This window comes from Haloferula rosea (assembly GCF_016595525.1).
GTDB classification, from domain to species: Bacteria; Verrucomicrobiota; Verrucomicrobiia; order Verrucomicrobiales; family Akkermansiaceae; genus Haloferula; species Haloferula rosea.
Genome location: NZ_JAENII010000002.1, coordinates 401199 through 413172, shown reverse-complemented (window position 1 = coordinate 413172; position 11974 = coordinate 401199). Strand labels below are relative to the sequence as shown.

The window sequence follows — 11974 nt, the reverse complement described above, 5'->3', positions numbered from 1 at the left end:
CGTTCAACGATTCACCAGCGACTGTGACTGGACCGATCGGTAATAGCGATTCACCTGGGATTGGAAAGCCTTCCACTTCCGCCCCGGCCTACCATTATCCATGAGGAAATGGGGGCAGTTCTTGTGGGGCTTGCTGGTCCCCCTGCGTTCCCAGTGGTAGTGCGGCACCACATTGCTCAGAGGAATCCCCTCCTTGTGCATCAAATAGGCCGTCAAGCGCGCCGTTCGATCGATCGTCTGACTCAGGTCGGCGCCTCGGTTCTCACACATTTCGATGCCGATCGAGTAGCGGTTCCCCGGGCCATCGAAATCCGCGTGCTCGCCCTGCTCGTTGGTGGGCATGTGCTGCACCGCCGCATCTTCATCGACGGTGAAATGCCAGATCAGGTAGCCGATCCGGTTTCCTCCCCGACGCTTCGGTGCCCTCAGGGCACCCCGTTTCAGGGCCAGCGAGTGGCGTTCCGCGTCCGCGGTGTAGTTCTGGGTCGAGTGAATCGTGATGTAGCGGGCCTTCATCGGCCGCACGACCTTCCGTCCATGCGTTCCGCGGGGCACCATGTCCGATTTCACGTTCGCGGAGGACCGCAGCCGGGACAGGCTCGAGGCCGCGCTGACCGTGGTCTGGGAGTTGCCGGCGTTCACCACGGGGATGTCACCTCCCCAAATTCCCACAGGTCGATCGCTGTGTCCTCCAACCGGCTCCATCTGCGTGCATTGCAGCAGACAAATGAGAAGGACCGAAGCGGAGATAAGGAGCGGCCATTTCATGAGCGTAATCATTAGCACAGGTTGAGCGCCGTAGAAATGAGGAAACTACGGATTCATGAAACGCGGAAAAGCATCCCCGCATTCACCCGGACATCAATTCTCTTTGGAGATATCTTGCGATTGCAGTGCCCCGAGTAGGTGTCAGCACGCTTGAAGCTCCACCTCGACTCCTCAAGGCATCGGCTTCGCCTCGAAGCGCATCGTCACAGGCAACTTCGCAACACTATCGGCCGACCCGACCTTCGCTGCGGTAACCACGGTTCCATTCAGACGCAGAGTCATCGTTCCTGGCTTGTCGAGATTCACGACAAGATTGCCTGCGAGCGCACCTTCCGCTCCGACCACATTGCCGACACCCTTGACACTTTCGCCACCGGCGCGAACCACCACCTTGATCAGCGCTTCCCGGCTTCCGTCGGCCTTCTTCTCGACGCTCATCAATTCCATGAGGCCCACCGCAACCGAATCGGGGATGTCCTTGCGAAGGGAGCCGCGAATGAACTGCGGAACGAACTCCCAGGTCTCGCCGATCTCGACCATCCGATTCGGCAACCAGCGACGGTTTTCAATCTCCTCCATCTTCTTCAGCTCGTCGACCTGATCCCCGACAGCGGTTCCGGTTTCGAGCATGAATGCCCAGTTCCCCGCCCCGTTCTTCCGACCGATGGCAACCTTGCCGGCGAGCGGACCGGGGCGCAGGTTCTCCTGGCCATCCAACTTCGAGCCGACCTCGTCACGCACCATGCGATAGCTGACCTTCCCACCGAGGGCATCCTTGTGAAAGGTCCGCTGCCAGGCGCGGCGTCGGACAACGTCGGTGCGCATGGTCTTGGTCGCTCCCCCCACGCTGCTCTCGGTCACGCCGCCCTTCACCACAATCAGCGTCTCCACGGCCAGGCCCACTTCGGGATCCGGCTCCTTGAGCACATAGCTTTCCGCCGCCTGAAGGCTGCCCATCGAGATTGCCAGGGCGGCGAAGGATCCGAGACCGAGTGTTTTGGAGATCATCATGGCATGATCCCACCTGAAGAGCCCTTCCTGATCAAGCTCGGAAAGGAGCATCGTCAGTGAAGTAACCATATGCAAAACCTAAGGATGGATGTTAGTGGTCTTCCCATCCATGACCGCTCCCCATTGCCCAGATCAGCCGGAAGAGAAGCCCGAGCACGCCATCGACCAAGAGGCCATCAATCAGGAACTCGCCTTCGAGCTTGAGCATCCTGAACGATCCATGCTCTCCGGACCGGGTTCACGCTGGCGAGAACTCGGGACGATCTGGCGGGTCGCCGTGGACTTCGTCAAAGCCTTCCGCGCCCTCCATTTCGCGGGACCAGCCGTGACGATCTTCGGGTCCGCACGCACGAAGCCCGGCACCACCTACTACGAGATGGCGCGTGAGATGGGAGCTGAGTGTGCGAAGCTGGGTTTCACCGTGATCACCGGAGGAGGCCCGGGCATCATGGAGGCCGGCAACCGTGGCGCCTACGAGGCCGGAGGCCGTTCGATCGGCATCAACATCGAACTCCCCTTTGAACAGCACGAGAACCCATATGTGGATCGATCGGTCAACATGTACTACTTCTTCACCCGCAAGACCATCCTGGTGAAGTATTCCTACGCCTTCATCGTAATGCCCGGCGGAGCAGGCACGCTCGACGAGATGTTCGAAACGATGACCCTCATCCAGACCCGGAAGATCCGGAACTTCCCCATCATCCTGATGGGCAAGGACTACTGGCAACCGCTGATGGACTTCGTCTACCGGATGGCGGAAGAGGGCACGATCAGCCCGGACGACCCCGAGCTGATCTTCTTCACCGATGACATCCAGGAAGCAGTCGCGCACCTGCAGCGTCATGCCGTGCGCCAGTTCAATCTGAGGAAGAAATTCCTGCCTCAGCCGAAAACGATCCTCGGGGAACGCGGGATTCCGGCCAAGGGCTGAACCCAAACATCCGCCTAATCGGGCAACAACTTGGGTGCGAGCTCGGAAAGTCTCTCAGCCAATGCGGCCCCGGCGGGGGTCGCCGGAATCGGCTGAAGGTCGTCCAGGCGCCAGCGGAAGATCACCTTGTAGCCATCCCACTCCGCTTCCGCTCCAGTATCGCGCATCCAGCGGATGGCCGATACGTTCTCCGGCATCGTGTAGCCGGTGAATCGTCGGATGCCCACCCGGAATGCAGCCAGCCAGACGGTGGCCAACAACAAAGTCCCGATGCCACGTCTCTGATCCCCATCCAACACGGTGCACGAGAACTCAGCCTCTTCCGGGTCATTCTCCGAGCGCCAGAAACTCGCCGCACCGATTCCGGGAAACTCACGGGTTGGATCCAAAACCGCCCACACCGCATGATTCTCCGGGTCCTGCCTGAGGATCCGATCGAGCATCTTCTCCCCCATGACCTCCCCGGTGTGCACCCAGAATCGCTGATATCGGGAGTCCGGCGAGAGACGTCTATAGCCCTCCGCCAAGGCACCACGGTCGCGCTGGGTCAAGGGCCGCACGGTCACCGGCAAGCCGCACGCCAGATCCGTTCGGAATGCGTCAATGCTCATGTCATGAATCTACGGAGTCGCTGCCACTCTGCAACGCTGCACTTGCCACATGGCCCGCATGCGTCACCTTTTGCGAATGATTGTTGAAGTCTGCTTGGATTCCTTGGAGTCGGTCGCCGCTGCTGCCGATGCAGGGGCCGATCGGATCGAACTTTGCTCCGCACTCACGGAAGGCGGCCTGACCCCCACCCTCGGGACACTCATCGAAGCACGCCGGATTTTCCCCGGAGTCATCGTCCACATGATCCGCCCACGCCGCGGCGACTTCCACTACAACACGCTGGAGCTGGAGGCCATGGCCACGGACATCCAGCGCGCGATCGAGCATGGCGCCGACGAGATCATTTTCGGGTGCCTGTTCCTCGACGGCTCCGTCGATCGCCATGCCAATGAAACCCTCATCAAGGCATGCAACGGGCATCCATGCGTTTTTCACCGGGCCTTCGATGTAACCCGCAGCCTCTCCGAGAGCCTGGAAACACTGATCGAGCTCGGCTTCAAGCGGGTCCTCAGTAGCGGTGGCCACCCCAATGCCCTCGAAGGAGCCCCGGCACTCCGAGATCTGGGAAAGCAAGCCAAAGGGCGGATCGAGATCCTTCCCGGTGGGGGCATCACCCCGGAAAACGCCGCGATCGTCGCGCAGCAGGCCGAGGCCGCGCAGCTTCATCTGACCGCACGTCGCACTCATGAAAGCCCCATGATTCATCGCAATCCCGACCTGCCGATGGGAGCCACGGAGGTCCCCGGAGAGTATGAATTCAAGACCGCAAGTGCGGAATGCATCCGCAAGGTCATGGCCATCCCGTCCGACTAACATCGAATCTTCCGCACGCCTTCATCCAGTCTTCATCTTTCCCACCGCACGATATTCATCATGCCCCGCTTGCTACTCGTAGAAGACGAACCCGCCATCGCAGACGCCCTCGTGTATGCGCTGAAGACCGAGCGCTTTGAAGTCAGCCACGCGCTGACGGGTGAAACCGCTCTCGATCAGCATGCGGAGAACCCGTTTGATTTCGTGATTCTCGACATCGGCCTGCCCGATATGACCGGTCTCGAAGTCTGCAAACAGCTTCGGACCCAGTCGAAAGTTCCGATCCTCTTCCTGACCGCACGCGATGGAGAACTCGACCGGATTCTCGGGTTGGAACTGGGTGGCGACGACTACGTGACCAAACCCTTCAGCCCGCGCGAGATCGTCGCACGGGTCCGGGCCATCATGCGCCGCACCGAGAACGATGGAGGCCCATCCCCGGAGTCCTCATCCACCAATGGTCAGCCCGCCGGGCATGGAACGCCACTGACCCACGACGAGTCATCCATGCGCATCCTCTGCGAGGGCACTCCCCTCGACCTGACCGCCCACGAATACAAGCTTCTGCTGGTCTTCATCCGCCAACCAAACCGCGTCTACACCAGGGATCAACTCCTTGATCATGCCTGGGAAGATCCGGGAGCGGTGACCGACCGGACCATCGACGCCCACATCAAAACCATCCGCGCCAAACTGCGGGGCGCGGCGGCGGGAGCTGAGGAATTCATTCAAACGAGACGCGGGCTGGGCTACGCCTACGTGCCTTGATGTCCTTGCCCGTTCAGGTCATCCTCCCCATACCGTGCGCCTCACCCGACTGACCCTACTCATCATCGCGCTGATCATCGGCTCGGGGTTCTACCTGCTGGTTCGCCGACAACTCGATGAAGTCGAGCCTCAGACCTTCCAGGCCACCGAGGAAACGCTCGTCGACACCGCCCACTTGCTCGCTTCCTTCGTCGAGGCGGATCTGGAGAGCGAGGGATTCGACCCGGATCGTTTCGATGCTGCCTTCCAGGGCGCGAAAAGCCGGGTGTTCAAGGCCAGAATCTACCGACACCTCAAACAGAATGTCGGTCTTGGCGCCTACATCACCGATTCCAAGGGGATCGTCATCTTTGATTCAAACAACGGAAGCTTGGTCGGCACCGACATGTCCAAAGCCCGTGACGTCCACCTCTGCCTCCAGGGGAAATACGGCGCCCGCAGTAGTCGGGACGACGAGAACAACCCGTCATCCTCGGTGCTCTACGTTGCCGCCCCCATTGGCGACCCCTCGTCTCCATGGGGCGTCCTCAGTGTTTCCAAACCCCAGTCCGACGTCCTGCCCATCGTGCGCAAGCGCCGATCCGAGATCTGGTGGGGAACCGGGCTCATCGGTGGGGGCATCCTCTTCCTTGTCGCAGCGGTATTCGTCTGGCAATACCGCCCGATCGGCCTCCTTACCGAATACGCCCGGGCGATTGAACAGGGCGCGCGCCCGGACATGCCGAAGCTGGGGGCAGGCCGGGAGGTCAACACCCTTGCCCACGCCCTTCAGTCCATGCGGGAGTCCCTCGAGGGCCGACGCTATGCGGAGCGCTACGTGCAGACCCTCACCCATGAGATGAAGAGCCCCCTGGCCGCCATCCGCGGTGCCGCCGAGCTCCTTCATGAGGACATGCCCACGGAGGACCGGCATCGCTTCATGGCAAACATCCGGGCGGAGTCCAGCCGTGCCGAACGGCTCCTCAATCGTCTCCTGGAACTCTCCGCGCTTGAGGGTCGCAGCCAACTCGACAATCCGGAGGACGTCGATTTCCTCGAGATCACCAAACGGGCGCTCGCCCAGGCCCAACCGATGGCCGAGCTCGCGTCCGTCGAAATCATCACCAAACTGCCCGCGTCGGTCGAGCCGGTCCGGGGCGATGCCTTCATCCTGCGGGCTGCTGTCACCAACCTCCTCGAGAACGCCATCGACTTCTCACCCGCCGGCGACTCGATCCTCGTCGAACTGCGAACCGAGGTAGACGACCTGATCCTCACCATCGAAGACCGAGGGCCCGGAGTCCCCGACTATGCAAAGTCTCGCATCTTCGAGAGGTTCTTCTCCCTGCGACATCTCGAAGCCGGCCGCAAGGGCACCGGACTCGGACTCACCCTCGTGAAGGAGGCCGTGGATCTTCACCACGGCAGCATCACCCTCGATGCTGCGGAACCTTCCGGAACGGTGGCGACGCTGACGCTCCCCGTCTAGAAAGCTGACAATTCACACGTTTCTCAGACGACCGGGATCAGGGGTTCACAAAACCACGTTGTGATCCAACTCATGAAACGTGAATCACCCCGGCCTACTCCACCGCCCCGCCCGACCTCGGACACCTTGTTCGATGACCTCCGGGAAGAACTAGGTCTCTAGTCACCACGCCGCTGAACTTCCCGCCCCACGGATCCATCCGGCGCTTCTGGAACCACATGTTCCGAACTCAGATCCACCCACGACCCGACTCCCTGAGCTTGCCGGGTTCCGGAGGGCTCGGACGTGCGGCCCTGACCACGACCGTCGGCTTCGCGGTCTACGGCTTCACCGTTGGCTACTGGAGATCTCCCGTCATGGGTGCCTACGTCGCCCTGAAGATGCCACTGCTGATCGCGTGCACGCTGGGATGCAACGGCGTGCTCAACGGATTGCTCGGGATGCTGCTCGGAAGTAATCTCGGCTTTCGCCAGTCACTTCATGCACTACTCAGCGCCTTTGCCATTTCCGCGTTGATTCTTGGGTCACTGGCTCCCGTGACCTTCTTCCTTGCATGGAACGCACCGCCGCCTGACTCGCCTCAAGCAGCATCGGCCCACGCTGCCTACCTTCTGACCCACACCGCCCTGATCGCAATCGCCGGATTGATCGGCGTGCTCCGACTCGGCGAGTTGCTTCGGAGGCATTGCAGATCGCGCGTGATCGCTCGCTCCACCGTGACGGCTTGGGTGGCGGGCAATGCATTTCTTGGAGCCCAGTTCTCATGGATTCTGCGCCCATTCTTCGGTTCGCCCCGACTCGATGTCGCATTCCTCCGTGACGATCCCATGAAGGGGAGCTTCTACGAAGCGGTCTTCCGGTCCCTACGACATACGCTTGGCGGGACCGACAGGATCGCCATCGCCGTGGGCATCCTTGGCCTCAGCCTCACCGCCTTCATCCTCATTCGTCAGCTCCAGACTCAATCCATCAAACACAAGACACCATGACCGACCCGACCAGCACTCCACCCGCACTCCCTGAAACCGACCACCCGACTTCTCTTCCTGATGCCCTCAGCCTCAGGGACTTCTTCGAGGCGCTCTTGCGTCGACCGACCGACCTCGCAAGGCACGAAGGCGGAAATGGGGCCGCAGCACTCCGCAACTTCGGCATCATTGCCGCCACGTCGATGTTTGTCTTCGGCTTGGTTCTCGGGACTTTCGCCTATCACGAACAACTCTGGGCAGCGCCACTGAAGCTCGGAGGCGGCCTGATCTTCGCCGGCCTGATCTGCTTCCCCAGCTTCTACATCTTCTCCTGCCTGTCCGGGTCCGATGCCTCAGCGAATCATCTCGCCGCCACCCTCGGCGGCATGCTCGCCCTCGCTGGGTTGCTTCTCCTCGGCTTCGCACCCGCTGTTTGGATCTTCACTCAGGGAACCCTCTCCTTCGGTTTCATGGGAGCCCTGGCAATCGGATCTTGGTTGATCGCCCTGTTCTTCGGGTTCCGCTTCGTAATCACATCACTCAAAGCCCACGGCGCGAGACAAACGGGCCCCATCCTGATCTGGTGCACCATCTTTCTTCTGGTGAGCCTGCAACTCACCACATCCTTGCGTCCCATCCTCGGCCGCTCCGAACGGTTCCTCACCGACGAGAAGAAGTTCTTCCTCCAACACTGGGCCGAATCCATGGACCAGCTACTCCCGAACCCGGATGACAACACGGAGACAGCGAATTCAAAATCCTGGTGAACGTGTTCATTGCAGAATCCACGTCCAGCGCCAGCCCAGCCTATTGACCGACCAAGGGATCCAACACACGCAGCGCCTGCCATGCCGCATCCACATCATGGACCCGCAGCATATGGGCACCACGCCGCAAGGTAGAGGCCATGCAAGCGATCGTCCCGGCATCCCGCTCGGCCGGAACCTCCAATTGCAAGACATCACCGATCACCGTTTTCCGGCTGACCGGCACGAGCACCGGTCGACCGAAAGCAACCAACCGCTCCATCTCGCGGAACACAAGCAGGTTGTCATCACGTTGCTTCGCAAAATCGATCCCTGGATCAAGGATGAGCGAATTTCGATTCAAACCTGCTTCGATCGCCATCTGGATCTTCTCGGCGAAAAACCGCTCCATTTCCCCCATCACATCATCCCACTGCTGATGAAGATGGGGCACCTTGGGTTCGCCCACCGAGTGCATGATCAGCAGCGAAGCTCCGGCTCCGGCACAGGCCCGTGCATTCCGATGGTCGGGCAAGCCACCCATGTCGTTGACCAGTTCCACCCCCATCTCCAGCACCGCCTCCACCACCTCCGGTCGCCATGAGTTGGCGGAAAGCACCGGTGGCCACACCTGCGCCGAATCCCGCGGTTCGGCGGATTGAACCTCGACACGCCACCGCTCAAGAAACCCTTGGAAGCGCTTCACTTCCTCATCGATGCAGATCGCAGCGCGATTCGTGCGGGCACTCTCGGCGCCCACGTCGATCACATCGGCCCCACTCTGCGCCTGATGCAGCGCCAGGTGAATCGCCTCTTCCACATCCAGCGTTCCATCGCCGGAGAAAGAGTCATCATTCACGTTCACGATCCCCATCACCAGAGCGCGGCGGGGAAATCGAACCTCTCGGTGCGGCAGCTTCCAGATCAAGACAAGTGCTCCTCAAGCCACGACCCGATGGCGTCGTTCACGTCGCCGTACCCCGTCTCCTCGAACGAGTGCCCGGCTCCATCGACCATCACGAGTTTCTTGGGTTCGGCCGCATGCTCGAACGCCTGCTCGCTGTCCTCGGGCGGCACGACATCGTCATCGGTTCCGTGAATCAGCAGATAGGGACGACCCAACTCGCCGGCTTCATCGAGGAGATCCCCGATCGACTCCATGTCATCCACGAAGTTCTGCGAAAGCGGGCAATCGTCCTCATCCCACATCAGCCCCTTGTCGGGAACCACATCTCCGAACTCACGCTCGAGGAACTCCTCGGTGAAGACCATTCCCGCCAAAGTGATCAGCACCTCGATCCGTTGATCAAGGGATGCCGCGGTGAGCCCGACGGCTCCGCCCATACTATGCCCACAGTAGGCAATCCGGACGTCCGCCGGAATTTCCTCGATCAGATCCTGAAGGTCCTCGCTCTCCTTGGTGATGGTCGCCTCCTCGAAATCCCCGTCCGAGCTACCATTGCCGGAAAATGACATGCGCAGGCACGGCCATCCGCGCGCCGAGAGCGCCTCAGCCACCGCCACCATCAGCGGACGATCCATGTCTCCGGTGACGCCGTGACCAAGGACCAGCAGACGCTTTTCGCGTGTCCCCGGATGGAAAGCGACATCCAGCATCTCGCCGCAGCGATTTCGAAATTCGGTTGGTAGCTCACTCATCGATTCTTCCTTGGAATGTCAACTCAGCCACCGCCGACTTGTCCAGCTCTCCCCGCCCCAATTCAATCAATCGCCGGTATTGGGCCTCGGTCGCCTGGGAGAGTGGCACCTCGACTCCGGAAGCCGCCGCAAGTTCGTTGGCGATCCCGCTGTCCTTGGCGGCGTGGGCCGCGGAGAAGTAGCAGTCGTGGTCGCGGTCGATCATGTCGTCGGCATCCGTTTCCAACACGCGGGAATTCGCCCCGGTCTGGGAAAAGACCTCCTTGAGCATCGCGAGATCGAGGCCAAGTGCCTGCCCCAGGCCCAAGCCCTCCGCCAGTGCCGCCGTATTGACGTTCATCACCATGTTGACAAGGGCCTTCACCTTGGCCGCCTGGCCCGTGGTGCCGACATAGCGAAGCGATTTCGAAAGATCCTTCAACATCGGCTCCAATTTCTTGAAAACCGACTCATCCCCGGCCGTCATGAGATACAGTGTGCCTTCGCGCGCCTGCGGGATACTCGACGCCATGCACGCCTCCAAGGCACTTGCACCCGCCGCCCGGCACAGCTCATCGACCAACTCGTGGGTCTCGGGTCGGACGGTTGCGCAATTCACGAAGACACGGCCTTCCGCACCAGCGAGCAGTCCGTCCGGCGAGAACACTTCGAGCATGGCCGCATCATCGGTCACCACGGTGAGGATCACGTCGGCCCGCTCCGTGACCGTTGCGAGCTTCTCCGCCGGGATGGCTCCAAGCTCTGCGGCCAGTTCCTTGGTCAGAGTCTCGGCCACATCGAACACCACCGATACCTGGTATCCGCAATCCTTCAACCTTCGCGCCATATTGGCCCCCATGCGCCCCAACCCGACCACGCCAATCTTCATGTCCTTCATGGGTTCCTATTGGAGCAGGAAAACCGACCTTGTCCACCCAGTGCGTGAAACTTTCACCATGACCCTCCGGTGAGTGACTTCGCCACCCCGCCGATCTTCTTGTCGTAGTCGGAAGCAAAGTAATAAAGCCCATCGATCTCACCCCGGCTCAGGCCGCGCTTCGCCGCCGGTTGATCGGTCCTCAAGGCCAGAATCAAGTCGCTGTTCACCCACGGATTCTGGAACCAGTACCGGTGCCCCCGGATATCGAAGCCCCTTACTTCCTTTCCATAGGACGTATCGACAATCTCCAGGCTCGGATGGCTGTTGAGAAACGCCATGCGCTCGGGGCCGAAGTCATCCCATTCCATTCCTAGTCGACGCCCACCACCCATCAACCGCGAACTCCACTTCAGCGCGAAGTCATCGTCCGACACATACACAATGACCCGCTCGGCCACTCGCTCCATGGCGCCAAGCCGTGCTTCAAAATCCCGCTCCGGCACGTCCCCCGCCGCAAAAACCGCCGCCCCGATTCGTAGCTTCTTTCCCTTCCCAGCGGACCGATCACGGCCAAGTTCGTCGAGTGCCCGCGACAGCACCCGCGCACCCGCACTCCAGGAAACGATGTGGATTTTCCGCGCGCGGGTGCCCGTGGAAAGCAACTGGAGCAGCACTGCCAACTTCTCCGAGGATTTCCGCGCATGTCCCAGATCCACCCCATCCACGTAAGAGACCAGTTCACGATGGGTCGGCCAGTCGAACGCCACCGCGACGACATCACGACCGCTGAAATGCTGCAACTCGGCGGCAAAGGCACACGAGTGCTCGAATCCAACCTTGGCACCGTGGACGTAAACGACGAGATCCCTCGTCGAACTCTTCATCACCGCCCGGTCGACCCGACGAACCCATTCACTGACGCCAGGCCCCGATTCGGTGGCCACCTCGGTGGCGGTATCCACCTTGACCGACAAGGGTTCGGGCCGCGGATGCTCGGTTGAAGCATCGACGAGAGTGGACCAGGTTTCATCCTCGTTTCCCAAGCGCATCCGAGCAACACCGAGTCGCATCTCCTCGGTCATGCCGGCCCCATAGCTGAGCCCGGCACGCTTTCGATTCGTGGCATAGAAGACCTCGGTCTCGGGAGATTGCTGGCTGGCCGGCAAATGATCGAAGGGCCGGACCTGCCCTTCCAGATACATCACCGGCGTCGGCAGGAGCCACTGAGCGACCGGTTTGGTATGACATGAAGCCAAGAGAAGCACAACGGGAGCCAGGCTGAGCAGGAGATGATTTCGCATCGGAGTCTCCACCTTGTGCCCTGCAATCCCACTTGTCACGTCTCCGGGCCCCGACGCAGCAGATCGA

Annotated in this window: 13 protein-coding genes; 6 read left to right on the top strand and 7 right to left on the bottom strand. The window is 60.9% G+C overall.

Annotation, left to right across the window (positions count from 1 at the left end):
* Positions 1-3 precede the first annotated feature (3 nt).
* Positions 4-768 carry a peptidoglycan recognition protein family protein gene (locus tag JIN81_RS03830; RefSeq protein ID WP_234044441.1) on the bottom strand — a complete coding sequence of 255 codons (765 nt, stop codon included), beginning with the start codon at positions 766-768 and terminating at the stop codon, positions 4-6.
* 171 nt (positions 769-939) lie between these two features.
* On the bottom strand, positions 940-1779 hold the full coding sequence (locus JIN81_RS03825; protein WP_234044440.1) for a hypothetical protein: 840 nt from the start codon (positions 1777-1779) through the stop codon (positions 940-942).
* A 109-nt stretch (positions 1780-1888) separates the two neighbouring features.
* On the opposite strand from JIN81_RS03825, the gene JIN81_RS03820 reads away from it, so the two are divergent.
* A complete protein-coding gene (locus JIN81_RS03820) occupies positions 1889-2713 on the top strand; it encodes an LOG family protein (protein WP_200276544.1) in 825 nt (274 codons plus the stop codon).
* Positions 2714-2727: 14 nt separating this feature from the next.
* On the opposite strand, the gene JIN81_RS03815 is transcribed toward JIN81_RS03820, so the two are convergent.
* Positions 2728-3324, bottom strand: coding sequence for a GNAT family N-acetyltransferase (locus JIN81_RS03815; RefSeq protein WP_200276541.1), 597 nt, complete (start codon positions 3322-3324; stop codon positions 2728-2730).
* 76 nt (positions 3325-3400) lie between these two features.
* Here JIN81_RS03815 and JIN81_RS03810 point away from each other — a divergent pair, with 76 nt between their 5' ends.
* The 5 genes from JIN81_RS03810 (at position 3401) to JIN81_RS03790 (ending at position 8109) form a co-directional block, all read left to right on the top strand.
* A complete protein-coding gene (locus tag JIN81_RS03810) occupies positions 3401-4138 on the top strand; it encodes a copper homeostasis protein CutC (RefSeq protein WP_234044439.1) in 738 nt (245 codons plus the stop codon).
* 60 nt (positions 4139-4198) lie between these two features.
* Positions 4199-4906, top strand: coding sequence for a two-component system response regulator CreB (gene creB, locus JIN81_RS03805; RefSeq protein ID WP_200276536.1), 708 nt, complete (start codon positions 4199-4201; stop codon positions 4904-4906).
* Between the two features lie 34 nt (positions 4907-4940).
* Positions 4941-6374, top strand: coding sequence for a two-component system sensor histidine kinase CreC (creC, locus tag JIN81_RS03800; protein WP_200276533.1), 1434 nt, complete (start codon positions 4941-4943; stop codon positions 6372-6374).
* Positions 6375-6592: 218 nt separating this feature from the next.
* Entirely contained in the window at positions 6593-7363 is a 771-nt protein-coding gene (locus JIN81_RS03795; RefSeq protein ID WP_200276528.1) for a hypothetical protein, read from the top strand.
* A complete protein-coding gene (locus JIN81_RS03790) occupies positions 7360-8109 on the top strand; it encodes a hypothetical protein (protein WP_200276526.1) in 750 nt (249 codons plus the stop codon). The genes JIN81_RS03795 and JIN81_RS03790 overlap by 4 nt, the downstream gene beginning before the upstream one ends.
* A 40-nt stretch (positions 8110-8149) precedes the next feature.
* On the opposite strand, the gene folP is transcribed toward JIN81_RS03790, so the two are convergent.
* The 4 genes from folP to JIN81_RS03770 are packed head-to-tail and all read right to left on the bottom strand — an operon-like array spanning position 8150 to position 11907.
* Positions 8150-8962, bottom strand: a complete 813-nt coding sequence (gene folP / locus JIN81_RS03785) for a dihydropteroate synthase (protein WP_200276935.1) — start codon at positions 8960-8962, stop codon at positions 8150-8152.
* A gap of 50 nt (positions 8963-9012) precedes the next feature.
* The gene (locus JIN81_RS03780) at positions 9013-9747 is read right to left on the bottom strand and encodes an alpha/beta hydrolase (protein ID WP_200276523.1); all 735 of its coding nucleotides are present in this window, start codon (positions 9745-9747) and stop codon (positions 9013-9015) included.
* The gene (locus tag JIN81_RS03775) at positions 9740-10624 is read right to left on the bottom strand and encodes an NAD(P)-dependent oxidoreductase (protein WP_200276520.1); all 885 of its coding nucleotides are present in this window, start codon (positions 10622-10624) and stop codon (positions 9740-9742) included. Before JIN81_RS03775 ends, JIN81_RS03780 begins: the two co-directional genes overlap by 8 nt.
* Positions 10625-10677: 53 nt before the next feature.
* The gene (locus JIN81_RS03770) at positions 10678-11907 is read right to left on the bottom strand and encodes an alpha/beta hydrolase (RefSeq protein ID WP_200276517.1); all 1230 of its coding nucleotides are present in this window, start codon (positions 11905-11907) and stop codon (positions 10678-10680) included.
* Between the last annotated feature and the right edge of the window lie 67 nt (positions 11908-11974).